Source organism: uncultured Anaerococcus sp. (assembly GCF_963512375.1).
Classification (GTDB): Bacteria; Bacillota; Clostridia; order Tissierellales; family Peptoniphilaceae; genus Anaerococcus.
This window is the reverse complement of sequence record NZ_CAUPMI010000012.1, coordinates 56,452-71,855: the sequence shown is the minus strand read 5'-3', so window position 1 is coordinate 71,855 and position 15,404 is coordinate 56,452. Positions and strand designations below refer to the sequence as shown.

Genomic DNA, 15,404 nt, shown 5'->3' with positions numbered 1-15,404 from the left:
TAGTGCAAGATAGAAATTACTTTCTTTCTTACACTATTTATGGTACTAAAAAGACAATCATGAACGATTGCCTATTTTTACTTGGTCGGGGTGAAAGGATTCGAACCTTCGACCTCATGTTCCCAAAACACGCGCGCTACCAAGCTGCGCCACACCCCGGTGACCACTGACTATTACAGTATACTATGGATAATATAATTTGTCAAATATTTTTATCGAATTTTTTATTATTTTTTTAAATAGGACTCTACTTGCTTTTCGGGTCTAAAACTATGATACCATATATTTTTTGCTTTGTAAAATTTTAAGGCTATTTTCTTGTAAGATAGCTTATAAAGATTATAATGATTATATAGAAAGGATTATCATGGATACAATTAAGGAAATTAAAAAAATTATAGATGATTCTAACAATATAGTATTTTTTGGAGGGGCAGGGGTTTCTACTGCATCAGGTGTGCCTGATTTTAGATCTGCTACTGGCCTTTATAATAGGGAGAATAATTCTGGTTATTCGCCTGAATATATGCTTAGCCATGAGTTTTTAGTCGACCATCCTGACCAGTTTATGACTTATTGCAAGGAAAACCTCATGCTTGATGGGATTAAGCCAAATCCAGCCCACTACGCCCTAGCTAAGCTTGAGAAGATGGGCAAGCTTAAGGCTGTGATTACCCAAAATGTGGATAGCCTCCACCAAGAGGCTGGCAGCAAAAATGTTATCGAGCTTCATGGTAATTTGAGAGATTATTATTGTACTAAGTGCGGGAAAAATTTTGACCTAGCTTATGTCAAATCTTTTGAAAAAGAGGCCCATTGTGATCAGTGTGGAGGACTAGTCAGACCTGATATTGTCCTTTATGGTGAAGGTCTTGACCAGAATAACATTTCCTATGCTATTAACCTCATTGCTAATGCTGATGTTTTGATCATCGGTGGGACTAGCTTGGTTGTTTATCCAGCAGCTGGCCTTATTGATTTTTATAGGGGCCATAAGCTTATTCTTATAAATAAGGACCCTACCAGCAGGGATAGCCGTGCTGATTATGTTATAAATGGTGATATTGCCAAAGTTATGGAAGAGATTGTGGGTGATTAGGTGGAAAAAAGAAATGGCATTGATGAATATGGTGTATTTTTAATTTGCCTGGCTATAGGTCTTCTTATCTTGGCTTATTTTACCAATTCATCTATTATTAATATCATATCCTCTCTTATTGTAATTTATGCTATATTTAGGTCAATGAGCGCTAATTCTATAAAGAGGAGCAAGGAAAATAGGATGTTTTTAGATAGTGTTATAAATCCTATCAAGGGCGTCTTTAATAAGGGAAATAAAAAGGATGGAGCCTATAAGTATGTGAAATGTCCATCCTGTGGACAGAAACTTAGGATTCCTAAAAATAAGGGGAAGATTAAGGTTAGGTGTCCAAAATGCAAGGAAAAGTTTGATGCTAAGAGCTAGATTTTTTAGAAATTTTTAGTTTTTTTAGAAATATAAATTAATTTAAAATTTAGCTTTATATACTATTTAAATTTATTTAAAACGGATGTATAATTTCCATGAAAGGGGATTAATAATGTCAAGAATAATTGGAACAACAGCGATGGGCCTTAGGGCACCAATCATTAAAACAGGCGATGATTTAGTAGAAATTGTCACCAACATGGTTAAAGAAGTATCTAAAGAAGTTAAGTTTCACGATAGGGATGTAATTGCGGTTACTGAGTCTCTTTTGGCTAGAAGCCAAGGAAATTATGCGAATTCTGATCAAATAGCCAAGGATTTTGCTAATAAATTTGAGGCTGATGAGGTTGCGATTCTTTTTCCTATCATAAGTAGAAATAGATTTTCTATCTTGCTTAAATCTTTTGCTAAATCTGGCAAAAAGCTTCACATTTGTCTATCCTATCCATCAGATGAAGTTGGTAACTTACTTATGGATGAGATGGATTTATTTAATTCTAATATAAATCCTTACAAGGATGTCCTAACTCTTGAAGAGTTTAGAGAGGTTGCTGGAGATTATAAGCACTTATTTACTGGTATGGATTATCCAGAATTTTACAAGGAACTTGCACCAAATTCTGAAATTCACTTTTTAAACAATCCGGTAGATGCTCTAAAATTTACAGACAATGTTTTAGTAAGCTCTATTCATAATAGAGAAATAGTTAAAAGACAACTTGTAGAAGCAGGCGGTAAGACAATTCTTAAGCTTGATGAGATACTTGATGGACCAGTAGATGGTTCAGGATACAATCCTTCTTATGGACTTTTAGGTTCAAACCTATCTACAGGTGAAGTTGTTAAGCTATTTCCTAGAGATGCTCAAGATTTTGTTGAAAAACTTCAAAAAAATATTATCGAAGTAGTTGGCAAAAATATTGAGGTAATGGTATATGGCGATGGAGCTTTCAAAGATCCAGTAGGCCATATTTGGGAGCTAGCAGATCCAGTTGTATCACCTGGATTTACAGAAGGCTTAAAGGGTACACCAAATGAGCTTAAATTAAAATATGTGGCTGACAATGAATTAACTGGTTTATCTAGCGAAGAAGCTGCAGAAAGATTTAAGAAGATGGTTAAGGAAAAAGACCAAAATACAGATAAGAATAAGACCCTAGGTACTACACCTAGACAAATTACTGACCTATTAGGATCTCTATCAGACCTAATCTCAGGTTCAGGCGATAAGGGAACACCAGTAGTCCTAATCCAAGGCTACTTTGATAACTATTCAAACGACTAATATAAATAAAAGTGATAAATGAGCCAACTTTGCTTAGGATTCCTAGCATAAAAGTTGGTTCATTGTATAATTGTAACATATACTAGATTTGTAAATATTTTATGATGGAGAAGAAAATTGAAAGACAATCAATCTTATGGCAAGCAGGAAAGCAAACAAATTCCAGCCAAAAATGTAGATGAGAGAAATACCCTTTCTAAGCAGTACAGATTTTTCTGGATGAGCTTTGCATCTATACTTATGGCTTGTGGTACTCATTTTTTTAAATATCCCAACTCCTTTGTAATAGGTGGGGTAGAGGGTATGAGTATCATCACGTCCATGTTTGTGCCCTTTACTAGGCCACAAATCACCTTATTTTACAACTTAGTCCTCTTGGTTATTGGATTTTTTGTAATAGGAAAGAAATTTACCATAAGAACTGGCTATGTAGCCATACTTAATTCCCTGACAGCCCTACTCTTGGCAAAGGTAATCCCAGTCCAAACATCCCTTACGGGCAATAAAATGTTAGAATTAATCTTTACCCTCCTCATGTCATCAGTAGGATCGGCTATTTTATTTAACCTAGCTGCATCAAGTGGGGGTACCGATATCATAGCCATGATTATTAAAAAATACTCCTCTCTTCAGGTAGGAAAAGCCCTTCTAGTGGTAGATTCGCTTTTCACCATAGCAGCCATTAAAATCTTCGGAGTAGAAATTGGCTTGTTTTCAATCCTAGGCCTACTAATGAAGGGGATTTGCGTAGATGTGATGATAGGATCCATGAACGAGGCCAAATTATTTATAATAATAAGCTCAAAGACAGAAGAGCTTGGCAATTTTATAAAGGTAGATCTCAATAGGTCTGCTACAGTAATAAGTGCCAAGGGCCTATATGCTGGAAGTGATATTTCAGTATTCTTGTGCGTGACAAGCAAGTTTGAGCAGGCGAGATTTAGGTCCTTTATAAAAAAGGTCGACCCTTATTGCTTTATAACCATACTAAATACATCATCAATCATAGGCAAGGGATGGTATTCATCAGACGACCAGCTAGATAACGATTAATTTAGAAAGGAGGCTTAAGGCCATGAAAAAAATCTTACAAATATTTTTAATAGCAACCTTAAGCCTATCTTTCGTGGGCCAATCTTACGGCCAGGAGGCTGATACAAAGGAAGATGCGTCTTCTAGCAAAAATACTGAAGTCGAGAAGCCAGCTGACAAGATAAAAATAAAAGAAGATACCAAGACCCTGGAAGAAGATAAGGGCCAGGCGGCCAAAGAAACCCTTAAGGACGAAACAAAAAGCCAGGATGAGGCAGATAGTCCTGAGGGAGAAAATAGAAATGCACCAGTACAGAAGGAAGCTTCAAAGTCAGACAAGGAAGCTAAAGTCCCTGCTGATTCTAATAAAAAAAATAAAGTTGACTACGAAAAGGTAGAAAAGGCAGTAGACGATTTGGTCGAAAAGTTAGATAAAAACTCAAACCTCTCAAAGGCTCTAGAAGAGGTAAAGGTAACAATCAAGGTAAACAATGCCAATACAAGCTCTGTTTCAAACCAGGTCAATAAACAGACTGAAAAGGTCATAAGGGACTACAGCCAAAAAATCCAAGAAGCCAAGACCCCTAGCCAAAAAAAAGAGCTTGAAAACGAGGCTGCAAGTAAGATTAAATCCATAAGCATAGATGTAAGCGAAGAAGCTAAGAAAAAGATGGAAAGTCAAAATGAAGATGAGCCTAAGAAAAGACTTACAAAAGAAGTAAAAGTCAACCATGATGACGACATAGGCAAGATTTATGCCCTAGCACCAGCAGAGGAAGAAGAGAAAGATTATCTGGCTTTTTTAAAAAAGCCAGTAATAATCATAGGTGTAATCTTAGTTCTTAGCATAGTCATAACAATTGGCATAGTAATAAAAAATAAAGAAAAAGAAGATATAGATTCTTACTAAAAAAAGAGGCCCTAGGGCCTCTCAGACTGTAGACAAAGTAGATGAAAAACACAACTTCATCTACTTTTTCTATACGATAAATATTTAAATCAAGCCATCTATGGGTATAAATATACTAAAGATGGAGGAAGTTATGCTACATAAAAACGAAAAGAATAATACAGAACAAGTACAAATGGTATCAGTAGAACAACTAGTCCCTAAAAATCACATATTAAGAAAAATAGACAAATACATAGACTTCAACTTCATATACGATCTAGTAGAAGATAAATACTCACAAACAATAGGAAGACCAAGTATAGACCCAGTAGTATTAATAAAACTTGTAATTCTACAATACTTCTTCAACATAAATAGTATGAGACAAACAATAAGAGAAGTAGAAGTAAACATAGCTTATCGTTGGTTCTTAGGACTTGACTTCTACGATAAAGTCCCACATTTCTCAACCTTCGGAAAAAACTACGAAAGAAGATTTAAAAACACCGAAATATTCAATCAAATATTCGAAAACATCCTAGACCAAGCAATGGCCTATGGATTCGTAGACACAAAAATACAATTTGTAGACTCAACCCATGTAAAAGCTCACGCCAACAGACATAAAAACCAAAAAGTAAAAATAAAGAAAAAAGTAAAATCATATCAAAGAAAACTAGAAAAAGAAGTAAATGAAGATAGAAACAACAATGGTAAAGATGACTTTGATTATCCAGAAGGTGAGATATTAGAAGAAAAAGAAATCACCCAATCAACAACAGATCCAGAAAGTGGACTATTCCATAAAGGAAACCATAAAGAAGTATTTGCCTACTCAATCCAAACATCATGTGATAAAAATGGCTGGATATTAGGATACAAAACCTATCCAGGAAACCTACATGACTCCACAACCTTCCCATCATTTTTCAAAGAAAAACTAGAAAAATATAGGCCAGAAAAAATAGTAATGGACGCAGGATACAAAATACCAGCAATAGCAAAAGAACTAATAGAAAAAGGAATAATGCCAGTCCTACCATACACAAGACCAAAAGGAAAAACTGATAAAGAATCATTCTATCCAAAACAATACAAATATGACGAAACAAACGACTGCTACATATGCCCGGAAAAGAAAATACTTCTCTACTCAACAACAAACAGAGAAGGCTACAGAATATATCAAAGCAAGAAAAGTTTATGTGAAAACTGCCCAAGTCTAAGCAAATGTACAAGAAGTAAAAGCAAAATAAAAGTAATAATTAGACATATATGGCAAGAATACATAGACTATGGCGAATGGTACAGATTAACCAAAGCAGGAAAATCTGAATACAAGCAAAGAAAAGAAACAATAGAAAGACAATTCGGAAGTGCAAAAGAATACCATAGCTTCAGATATACCAATAGGATAGGAAAAGCGAAAATGAGTATGAAAGCGGCACTAACTTTTGCGTGCTTAAATATGAAAAAACTAGCAAAATTACTAGATAGATTAGAGGGAGACGGAGGTGATTTCCCTCCATTTACAAAAATATTTACTCTATTATTTGAAAAAATAATATATTTTAGAATAAAGATAGAAAAAGCGTCGACAGGCCCGGTTTATTAGTGGGTTTGTCGACGCTCTGAGAGGCCCTAGGGCCTCTATTTTAATATTATTATTCTTGAGCTTCGAACATGTCTTTGCCAACACCACATACTGGGCAAACCCAATCTTCTGGAAGTTGATCAAATTCTGTACCTGCTTCAATTCCGTTATCAACATCACCTTCTGCTGGATCGTAAATATATCCGCATGCTGTACAAACGTATTTCATTGAATGTCTCCTTTCATTTTTTACTTGTAATTACATTATACCCGTAAATTGTATAATAAAAACAGAAATTTTCAAATCTAATTGAAATTTGTTATTTTTTCTGTAAATTTCAAAAAGTTGATAGTAAAAACAAAAATCGGGTATCAAGTAGTTAGGAGAGGCTATGGAGATAATCAGGGCGGTCATAAATTCTGACCTTAAAGATATAAAAAAATTTAGAGATAAGCTTTTGGCTTTGTTAGAAGATAGGAATTATGACGAGGACTATATCTTCAAACTCAGGCTGATATTAGATGAGCTTACAACAAATTCCTATAAGCATGGCAATATGAAAGATAGGCTTAAGCTTATAGAAATATGTGTCAAACTTACGGACACCTATTCCTATATCAAGGTAAAAGACCAAGGCAAGGGGATATGTAGGAAAGAATCAACAGATTTATTTGCAGAAAATGGCAGAGGAATAAGGCTTGTCGAAAGCCTGTCGGATGAGCTAGTAGTATGTGAAAATGCTATTGCTTGTTTGGTATATATATAAAGTGCTTTGATATAATAAATTAAAAGCACTTTTTTTGTTGATAATAATTGATAATTAATTAACGTTAGGTATAATATATTGATAGAATTTGTTAGTAAGAAAGAAGGAAATATGTTAAGAGAAGATGTTAGAAATGTAGCAATTATTGCCCACGTAGACCACGGTAAGACAACCCTAGTAGATGGTCTTTTAAAAACATCAGGTCTATTTAGAGACAACGAAGAAGTAAAAGAAAGAGTAATGGACTCTGATACAATCGAAAAAGAACGTGGTATAACAATTCTTGCCAAAAATACAGCAGTATCCTACAAGGATATGAAAATAAATATTATAGATACACCAGGCCACGCCGACTTTGGTGGAGAGGTTGAGAGGGTTCTAAACATGGCTGAGTCTGTAGTACTTGTAGTAGACAGCCACGAAGGCCCAATGCCACAAACCAAGTTTGTACTTAAAAAGGCCATAGAATTAGGTCTTCCTGCCATTATTTGTATAAATAAGGTAGATAGGCCAGATGAGAGAATAGATGAAGTAGAAGATGAGATCCTTGACCTATTCATATCCCTAGATGCAGATGAATCTTATCTTGAAAGTCCTTTTGTATATGCATCAGCCAAAAATGGTTGGGCATCACTTGAAAAGGGCGTAGTTAAGGAAGATATGACTGACCTTCTAGATACAATTATAGAATACACACCAGCCTTTGAAGCAGAAGAAGATACAGGCTTTAAGGTCTTAGTTTCAACAACAGACTATAATGAGTACCTAGGAACCATAGCCATAGGCAAGGTTGAATGCGGAATAATTAAGAAAAATGCCCAGGCAGTAATCACAAATTACAACGAGCCAGATAGGCATGTAAAGGCCAAGGTAGTAACAATTTATGAATTTGACGGCCTAAGCAGGGTAGAAGTAGAAGAAGCTAAATTTGGTTCAATTGTAGCCCTATCAGGTATGGAAGATATAAATGTAGGAGATACAATCGGTACAGAAGAAGACCACGAACCAATTGAATTTACAAAGATATCAGAACCAACTCTATCTATGACCTTCTCAGTAAATGATTCACCATTTGCAGGTCGTGATGGAAAATATGTAACCTCAAGACACCTTAGAGATAGATTACTTAAGGAAGCAGAAACAGATGTTTCCCTAAGAGTAGAGTCAACAAACACCACAGAAGCCTTCAAGGTATCAGGTAGGGGCGAGCTTCACCTATCAGTCCTAATCGAAAACTTAAGACGTGAAGGCTACGAATTCCAAGTATCAAAACCTGAAGTAATGTATAAGACTGATGAAAACGGCAAAAAGCTAGAACCAATTGAAATTGCAACAGTAGATGTCGATGAAGTCTACACCGGATCAATAATAGATAAGCTTGGCCGTAGGAAGGGTGAAATGATAGACATGCACCCATCATCATCAGGCTACACCAGACTAGTCTTTAGAATTCCAGCCAGAGGTCTTATAGGTTATAGGACAGAATTCATGACCGATACCAAAGGAACAGGCATCCTAAATACCGAATTTGAAGGCTATGATAGGTATAAGGGAGACCTTGATAAAAGACAACTAGGTTCCCTAATAGCTACAGAAAAGGGTATAGCAACAGCCTATGGTCTAAATGCAGCCCAATCAAGAGGTCAATTATTCATAGAACCAGGTGAAGAAATCTACGAAGGCCTCATAGTAGGATCAAATGCAAAAGGCCTTGATATAGACGTAAATGTCTGCAGAAAGAAAAAGATGACCAACACTAGGGCAAGCGGAAACGATGATGCAATCGTCCTTACACCAGCTAAAAAAATGAGTGTAGAAGAAATGATGGAATTTGTAGAAGAAGATGAGCTAATCGAGGTAACACCTCATAATCTAAGGATTAGAAAGAAAATATTAGACGCAACAAAGAGATACAAATCAAAGAAATAGGAGGATTTAGATGGTAAATAAGTTTGAAAGAAGATTAAGCATAGGCCTTGTCTTCTTTGTAATCATCTTATTTCTCCTAACTATCTCTCAAAGGTTTGTGGATGGATGGCTATTTAACCTAGGTTGGTACCTTTCCTTTATCATCAGCTGGATATTAATGCTAGTCTATGGTTTTTATGTCCTCCTAGATAAAAATGCTAGAGGATATTCAATACTTACAGCCATAATCACAAGCCTAGCCTTTGGGCTATTATCAATCCATGGCCTGTCAGCCCTAGCCAGATTTTTTAGGGTCTTGCCAACAAACTTGGCCATAAACAATGAGTTTTTCATAGCAAATAATCAGCTGATATTTTATTCTTGTCTGATAGTAGTTTATTTTTTTCACATGATAAACGCTATCCTACATAGGCAAAAGGAAACTGAGCCAAAGGAAGAAATAAAAGAAGCGAGTGAGGAAGAACTTAGACAAATCAGGGATAATAAGCTCGATGCAATAATAGCTGAGATTGATAGTCAGGAGAATTCAGATAAGCTCACAGATGAAGATAGACAGATACTAAACTCTCATCTCTTAGATGAGGCTAGCAACAAGGAATCGGAGAATTAGTTATGAATAAGCAAAACATTTCATTGTCAGTAATCAAAAGACTTCCAAAATATTATAGGTATTTGGAAAGTATCAACGAAAAAGGAATAATCAGAGTATCTTCTAAAGAATTATCCGAGATAACCGGCCTTACAGCCAGCCAAATCAGACAAGACTTAAACCACTTTGGTTGTTTTGGCCAACAAGGCTATGGCTACAATGTAAAGGAATTAATTGGAGAATTATCAAAGATAATTGGTGTTGATAAAGAATATAAGATAGTCCTAATAGGCTACGGAAATATAGGCCACGCCCTCTACCAATACAAGTCCTTTAGAGATCTAGGCTATGATTTTGAAGCAGTCTTTGATAAGGAAGAATTCACACACGAAGAATTAAAAGTCCAAAAAATTGATGACCTAAAAGACTTCCTTAAAAATAACAAGGTAGACATAGGCATAATAGCAACACCAAAAACAGTAGCCCAAGAAATAGCAGATATCCTTTGCGATGGTGGAATCAAAGGCATTTGGAACTTCTCACCAGTCGATTTAAAGGTAAAAAACGGAGTGGTAATAGAATCAGTTCACCTAGATGAATCTCTATTCACCCTAACATATTTTATGAATTCACCAGAGGATTTTATATTTTAGATGAATGTAATAAGCGTATCAAACTTGGCCAAAGAATATCCCGGTAAGGAAGTATTTTCTGGCCTAAGTTTTAATTTAGAAAAGGGGGACAAGGCAGGACTAGTTGGAATCAACGGGGCTGGCAAGTCTACCCTTTTTAATATATTAACAGGAAAATTAAGAGCAGATGAGGGGAAAATCTTCATTCCCCAAGAAGTAAAAGTAGGCTATCTGGAGCAGATTTTAAGCATCGATAGCCACATGACAATTTATGAATATTGCCTAGCCATCTTTGATGATATGATAAGTCTTGAAGAAGACATAAGAGACCTTGAAAAAAAGATGAGCCAGGAAAAGGATGAAGAAAAATTAGCAGAAATAATGGAAGAATACACGAAAAAGTCCGACCTCTTCCATCAAAAAAACGGCTATGCCATCAAAAGTGAGCTAGAAGGAACCCTCACAGCCATGGGCTTTGATAGGGAGGACTTCGATAAGGAAATAGCAGTCCTATCAGGTGGTCAAAAGGCTAGGGTAGAACTAGCAGGCCTTTTATTAGAAAAGCCAGACCTCCTTCTTTTAGATGAGCCAACCAACCACCTAGACATAAAGGCAATCAACTTCCTAGAAACCTTCATCAAAAATTACCAAGGTACAGTCATAATAATATCCCACGATAGGTATTTTTTGGACGCCACAGTAAATAAAATGATGGTCCTAGAATATGGAAGGCTTACTTCCTATAATGGCAACTACACGACCTTTATGACCCAAAGGAAAAAAGACAGAGACGTCTACCTCCACCAATATAAGAGCCAGCAAAAAGAAATCGAACGCCAAGAAGAAATCATCGACAGGCTCAAAAATCTAGGAGGATCCAAGAGAAAAAGAGGCATATCCCAATCAAGGTCTAGACAAAAACTTCTAGACAAGATGGAAAAAATGGAAAAGCCAATAGAATTACAAGATACCATGAGTCTTAAATTTAGCCCGAGAATCCAATCAGGTATGGATGTCCTAAAGGTAGAAAAACTAGCCAAATCCTTTGATTACAGGGAGATTTTCAAAAATATTTCCTTTGATATCTACAGAAATGAAAGGGCGGCCATAATCGGAGATAATGGTGTAGGCAAGACCACCCTCTTTAAAATAATCCTAAAGGAAGAGATGCCAGATCAAGGTACTGTAAAGCTTGGCCAATCTGTAAACATAGTCTACTTCGACCAAGAGCAAAAATCTCTAAACTTAGAAAACACCATCTTTGATGAGATAAGAGAGGCTTACCCAAGGCTTACAAACTTTGAAATAAGGTCCTACCTTGCCAAATTTATGTTCTACGATGAAGACGTCTTTAGGGAAATTGGCGAACTATCGGGTGGGGAAAGGGCTAGGATATCTCTCCTTAAGCTAATGATATCAGATTGCAACTTCATCCTCATGGATGAGCCAACCAACCACCTAGACATTGACTCAAAGGAAATCCTAGAAGATGCCATCCTAGATTTCGAGGGAACTCTTTTGATAATTTCTCACGATAGGTATTTCCTAAATAAAATCGCAAGTAAAATCCTAGATATGCAAAATGACCAGATAGATCTCTACCTAGGCAACTACGATTACTATAGGGAAAAGCTCAGAGAAGCAAGCCTGACTGATGAAGAAAGGCAAGTTATAAGCAAGACCCAAATCAAAAAGGAAAGAAAAAAGGAAAAGCTAAAGAAAAGCGAAATCAAGGCCAAAAAGAACAAGATTAGAGACATAGAAAAGGAAATGAAGGAAACGGACCTCCTTATCAAAGACCTCACAAAAGAAAGCCTGGCTGAGGGTTTTTATAACGACCAAGACAGAGTCGCCCAAGTCTTTAAAGAAATCAAGGACCTTGAGGAAAAAAGAGATGACCTTGATGAAGTTTGGCTAGACCTTAATTTAGAATTAGAAGAAGATGATTAGAAGGGAAAAAACAAGGGTATTTATACCTTAAGGAGAAAATTATGGGAAAATTAATGAAATTTCTCTATTCTTTGATGTTAATAGTTTTAATCCTCTTAGGAGCCTTGTTTTTGGCCTTTGGAATTGATGGCCAGGCTGTTTTTGAAGCCTTCGTCTACAATGAATATCTTAATATGCTAGTATCTAATGAAGTCTTCATTCAAATATTTTTCATGGCTGTAGGCGTCCTACTCATAGGATTTGCAGTAATTTTGCTTGTCGTACTAAGACAAAATTCCAACAAGGGCTTTGATGTCTTGATAGAAGATGAAAAAGGAAGCGTGCTTATAGCCCAAAGATCTTTAGAATCATCTATAAAATCATCAGTTAATAAGTTTTTAGGCCTTGAAACCATAAAGGCAAGGGCAAAAATTATTGACAATGACAAGCTTGAGGCAAAAATATTAGTAGATGACTATTCAGATCAAGCAATCGACAAGCTTGCCGAAAGAGTAAGAGAAGAGATAAAAACAAGCTTAACCAATCTTACAGGACTTGATGATATAAAAATCGACCTAAAGATTGAAAAGAAAGAAAAGCAAAAAGAGAAGAGAGAAAATGCAAGATATTAACAAGGACACAAATCATACTATATATGATGTAGAGATGAGAAAGCTTGATAATAGGGAAAATAATAAAAAATTTCTTCTTGCTTTCTATCAATTAAACAAAGGAAAAATAATCTCCACAATTCTCAGCCTCATCACCCTTATCTGCCTATTTAATTTTGGTTTTTTCAAGACTTTGGGTATCTGGGTAGTGATGATTATAGGCTATTTTGTAGGAGCTTATTTTGACAAAGATGTAAGAGTGCTTCAAATAATTAGAAAAATTGTAAATTAAGGAGTAGACATGACAGATAATCTAAATAAAGAAATCAAAAAAGACCTAAACGATGGTAGAGAATTGGAATATGAAGAAAGCAAGCTTATCATTGAAGATAAGGTAGTTGCGAAAATTGCAAGAATTGCCATCAACCAAGTAGATGGTATCCTTGAAATGAAAGGCAACATTGCTGATTCAATCGGTTCATTTTTTGGATCTAGCGAAAGAAGAACTGCTGGTGTAAATGTAGAGGTTGGAGAAAGAGAAGCAAAGATTAACCTTGATGTAATAATCGAATATGGCAAAAACGCCAGGGAAATCTTTAACAACATTCAAAGAGTAGTAAGCGCTAATGTTAGAGAGATGACTGGCCTTGAAGTTGTGACAATAAATGTAGATGTTGTGGATGTTCTAACCAGAAAAGAATACCAAGAAAAGCAACAAGCAAACTCTGAAGCAGATAAAAAATAAAACAATTACTAAAAAAAGGCCTGCTAAGCGGGCCTTATAAATTTAAAGAGGGAATATGAGAGATTTACTTGATAGCAAAACAAGACGCTATATATTTGTAGGCTTTTGTTTAATAGCCATATATTTTGGATTTTTTTATATAGACAAGATTGGAGAATTTTTATCAAGGGCCTACCAGGTCTTTAGGCCTCTGGTTTATGGACTTGTCATAGCCTTTATCATAAATTTACCTATCAATTTCTTCCATAATGATATATTTTCAAGATTTGATGTTTTTAAGAAAAATAAGAAACTAAGCTTAACCCTTTCTTTGGCTATTTCTTGGATAATATTTTTTGCAATGGTGACAATTGTCCTAACCGTTCTAATTCCAGAGCTTTCCAGGGCAATTACTAAGCTTAGCGAAAATATTCCGGTGTTTTTCGACTCCTTGGTAGATTTTTTGGACAATTATAAGTTCTTGGAAAGGGCCAGCCATCTCTTAGAAGATAAGGTCCAAAGCCTAGATTTAGATGGGATAAGCAGGACTGTGACAAGTTTCTTGCAAGGTTTTTTAAATTCTGAGTCAAATATCTTAAATAAGACTGGTTCGATTATAAGCACGGTATCTCAAGGGATCTTAGCCCTGGGTATAGGTTTTATTTTTTCAATATATGTTAGCCTAAATAAAAATGGTCTTGCCGATGGGATAACAGGCTTTATCTTTGCCCACCTTCCAATAGAAGTGGCCAAAAATATAATCTATGTTTCAAAACTATCCTATGCATCATTTTCTAGGTTTCTTGAAACTAAAATTTTATCATGCATAGCCCTGGGAGTGGCTTGCTTTATAGGTATGCTCATCCTAAGGTTGCCATCAGCTGGTATGATATCAATCCTTATGGGAGCTTTTGACATTATTCCATATATTGGAGCATTTTCAGCAACAGCCATCGGTATGATTTTGATATTTATCTATTCGCCAGCCAAGGCCTTGATATTTTTGATCTTCATCCTAATCCTCCAACAAGTCCAACAGCAGATATTTTATCCGCTTGTAATAGGCAAGCACCAAGGCCTACCAGCTATTTGGATTTTTGTATCGGTAGTAATAGGTGGGGGACTCTTTGGAGTCTTTGGTATGGTAGCCTTCATACCACTCGCAACTGTGGTCTACACCCTAGTTACAGATAATACCAAAAAGAAACTTAAAAACAAAAATATCAGCGAAGAAGAAATAGAATATTTGAGGAATAAAACCTACGAAGAAATAAGAGAAGAAAATTTAAAAGATATGTAAGCAAAAAGCTAGCGGCTTATACTGCTAGCTTTTTATATAGAAAAATCTTCAAAAATTATGAGCAAATAGCCTGTTTCCAGGCTAATTTTAAAATCAGACCCCTTAGTCTGGTTAGAAACTCCTAGGCTATCATCAAGACTCATTTTATAGCAGTCAAGCTCATAGGCAAGTCCATCTATTGAAAGGATGGCTTCCCCATCTAAGGCAAAAATTGATACATAAAAGTCATGGCCCTTAAATTTATAAGAAAAATCAGAATCTATGACAAAAATTTCCTTGCCCCTTGCCTTTAGAGAAATATTTACACCCTTTTTCTTGTAATGGAGGAGGGTTTTGATATTTGAAATCGTATGAGATTCTCGTCCCCCTAGGCCGCCGTAGATTACTATGTCCTTATAGCCCTTTTCCATGGCAAGCCTTATGGCTGCAACTGTGTCTGTGAAGTCCTTAATAGGATTTAAGGCTATGATATTTTTAAAATCAGGCCTATCTGTCGAGTCGAAATCTCCAATTGCATAGTCAATTCTAATATTTTCCTTTTCTGCAAAACGAAAGCCTTTATCAGCTGTAATCACCAAATCATTTTCACAAATTTCATCGAAAAAGCCGTCAAAATCTCCGCCAGCTATTATAAAACACCTTTTCATAATTA

16 protein-coding genes, 1 tRNA gene and 1 pseudogene are annotated in these 15,404 nt (G+C 35.8%); 15 read left to right on the top strand and 3 right to left on the bottom strand.

Going from position 1 to position 15,404, the window contains the following annotated elements:
* Window positions 1–82 precede the first annotated feature (82 nt).
* Window positions 83–159: transfer RNA gene (locus RRB46_RS06665), tRNA-Pro, on the bottom strand.
* A gap of 208 nt (window positions 160–367) precedes the next feature.
* Between RRB46_RS06665 and RRB46_RS06660 the strand changes: the two genes are divergently transcribed.
* The 6 genes and pseudogenes from RRB46_RS06660 to RRB46_RS06635 form a co-directional block, all read left to right on the top strand.
* Entirely contained in the window at window positions 368–1,099 is a 732-nt protein-coding gene (locus tag RRB46_RS06660; RefSeq protein ID WP_311537934.1) for an NAD-dependent protein deacylase, read from the top strand.
* A complete protein-coding gene (locus RRB46_RS06655) occupies window positions 1,100–1,465 on the top strand; it encodes a hypothetical protein (protein WP_311537933.1) in 366 nt (121 codons plus the stop codon).
* Between the two features lie 115 nt (window positions 1,466–1,580).
* The gene (locus RRB46_RS06650) at window positions 1,581–2,753 is read left to right on the top strand and encodes a coenzyme F420-0:L-glutamate ligase (RefSeq protein ID WP_311537932.1); all 1,173 of its coding nucleotides are present in this window, start codon (window positions 1,581–1,583) and stop codon (window positions 2,751–2,753) included.
* Between the two features lie 219 nt (window positions 2,754–2,972).
* Complete coding sequence (locus RRB46_RS06645) at window positions 2,973–3,806, top strand: YitT family protein (RefSeq protein WP_399530041.1); 834 nt, start codon at window positions 2,973–2,975, stop codon at window positions 3,804–3,806.
* Between the two features lie 22 nt (window positions 3,807–3,828).
* Window positions 3,829–4,695: a hypothetical protein gene (locus tag RRB46_RS06640; protein ID WP_311537930.1), complete on the top strand. Its 867-nt coding sequence runs from the start codon at window positions 3,829–3,831 to the stop codon at window positions 4,693–4,695.
* A 133-nt stretch (window positions 4,696–4,828) separates the two neighbouring features.
* Window positions 4,829–6,160, top strand: a pseudogene (locus RRB46_RS06635) (IS1182 family transposase); the annotation flags it as partial.
* Window positions 6,161–6,341: 181 nt separating this feature from the next.
* Here the strand turns inward: RRB46_RS06635 and rd are convergent.
* Window positions 6,342–6,500 (bottom strand): rubredoxin, encoded by a 159-nt coding sequence (gene rd / locus RRB46_RS06630; protein ID WP_004833839.1) that lies wholly within the window; start codon window positions 6,498–6,500, stop codon window positions 6,342–6,344.
* A gap of 163 nt (window positions 6,501–6,663) precedes the next feature.
* On the opposite strand from rd, the gene RRB46_RS06625 reads away from it, so the two are divergent.
* The 9 genes from RRB46_RS06625 to RRB46_RS06585 all read left to right on the top strand — a co-directional run bounded on the left by RRB46_RS06625 (window position 6,664) and on the right by RRB46_RS06585 (window position 14,752).
* Entirely contained in the window at window positions 6,664–7,038 is a 375-nt protein-coding gene (locus RRB46_RS06625) for an ATP-binding protein (RefSeq protein ID WP_311537929.1), read from the top strand.
* Window positions 7,039–7,149: 111 nt separating this feature from the next.
* A complete protein-coding gene (gene typA, locus RRB46_RS06620; RefSeq protein WP_297689509.1) occupies window positions 7,150–8,967 on the top strand; it encodes a translational GTPase TypA in 1,818 nt (605 codons plus the stop codon).
* A gap of 10 nt (window positions 8,968–8,977) precedes the next feature.
* A complete protein-coding gene (locus RRB46_RS06615; protein ID WP_311537928.1) occupies window positions 8,978–9,577 on the top strand; it encodes a hypothetical protein in 600 nt (199 codons plus the stop codon).
* Window positions 9,578–9,579: 2 nt separating this feature from the next.
* Complete coding sequence (locus RRB46_RS06610; RefSeq protein WP_311537927.1) at window positions 9,580–10,209, top strand: redox-sensing transcriptional repressor Rex; 630 nt, start codon at window positions 9,580–9,582, stop codon at window positions 10,207–10,209.
* A complete protein-coding gene (gene abc-f / locus RRB46_RS06605; RefSeq protein ID WP_311537926.1) occupies window positions 10,210–12,138 on the top strand; it encodes a ribosomal protection-like ABC-F family protein in 1,929 nt (642 codons plus the stop codon).
* 41 nt (window positions 12,139–12,179) lie between these two features.
* Window positions 12,180–12,749 carry an alkaline shock response membrane anchor protein AmaP gene (gene amaP, locus RRB46_RS06600; RefSeq protein ID WP_311537925.1) on the top strand — a complete coding sequence of 190 codons (570 nt, stop codon included), beginning with the start codon at window positions 12,180–12,182 and terminating at the stop codon, window positions 12,747–12,749.
* Window positions 12,736–13,020: a DUF2273 domain-containing protein gene (locus RRB46_RS06595; protein WP_311537924.1), complete on the top strand. Its 285-nt coding sequence runs from the start codon at window positions 12,736–12,738 to the stop codon at window positions 13,018–13,020. The genes amaP and RRB46_RS06595 overlap by 14 nt, the downstream gene beginning before the upstream one ends.
* A gap of 9 nt (window positions 13,021–13,029) precedes the next feature.
* The gene (locus RRB46_RS06590; protein WP_311537923.1) at window positions 13,030–13,473 is read left to right on the top strand and encodes an Asp23/Gls24 family envelope stress response protein; all 444 of its coding nucleotides are present in this window, start codon (window positions 13,030–13,032) and stop codon (window positions 13,471–13,473) included.
* A 55-nt stretch (window positions 13,474–13,528) separates the two neighbouring features.
* Window positions 13,529–14,752 carry an AI-2E family transporter gene (locus RRB46_RS06585; protein ID WP_311537922.1) on the top strand — a complete coding sequence of 408 codons (1,224 nt, stop codon included), beginning with the start codon at window positions 13,529–13,531 and terminating at the stop codon, window positions 14,750–14,752.
* Window positions 14,753–14,784: 32 nt separating this feature from the next.
* Here the strand turns inward: RRB46_RS06585 and RRB46_RS06580 are convergent, their stop codons facing one another.
* A complete protein-coding gene (locus tag RRB46_RS06580; protein ID WP_311537921.1) occupies window positions 14,785–15,399 on the bottom strand; it encodes a thiamine diphosphokinase in 615 nt (204 codons plus the stop codon).
* Window positions 15,400–15,404: the final 5 nt, after the last annotated feature.